This is a genomic window from Mesorhizobium sp. M8A.F.Ca.ET.218.01.1.1 (assembly GCF_004791165.1).
GTDB lineage: Bacteria > Pseudomonadota > Alphaproteobacteria > Rhizobiales > Rhizobiaceae > Mesorhizobium.
Genome location: NZ_SRUZ01000206.1, coordinates 1 through 285, shown reverse-complemented (window position 1 = coordinate 285; position 285 = coordinate 1). Strand labels below are relative to the sequence as shown.

Here is a 285-nt window from a genome sequence, read left to right as displayed (position 1 = left end):
GGAATTGAGCCATGCGCTTGCGCGCGGCGCCACACCGCTCGCCGAGGTCGTCGGCTACGGAACGACTGCGGATGCACACCACGTCACTTCCGGCCCCGAGGACGGCGATGGCGCGCGCCGAGCTATGGAGATTGCAATCGCTCAGGCAGGGATTTCGGCGCGCGAGGTCCGTCATCTCAATGCCCATGCAACCTCCACGCCGGTGGGCGACCTTGGTGAGATCGAAGCGATCAAGAGCGTGTTCGGGCACGATTTCGGGATAGCCGTCAGCGGAACGAAGTCGGC

The 285-nt window shown here is 64.9% G+C and carries 1 pseudogene; it reads left to right on the top strand.

From position 1 onward, the window contains the following. Nucleotides 1-285, top strand: a pseudogene (locus EN861_RS35030) (beta-ketoacyl-[acyl-carrier-protein] synthase II); the annotation flags it as partial.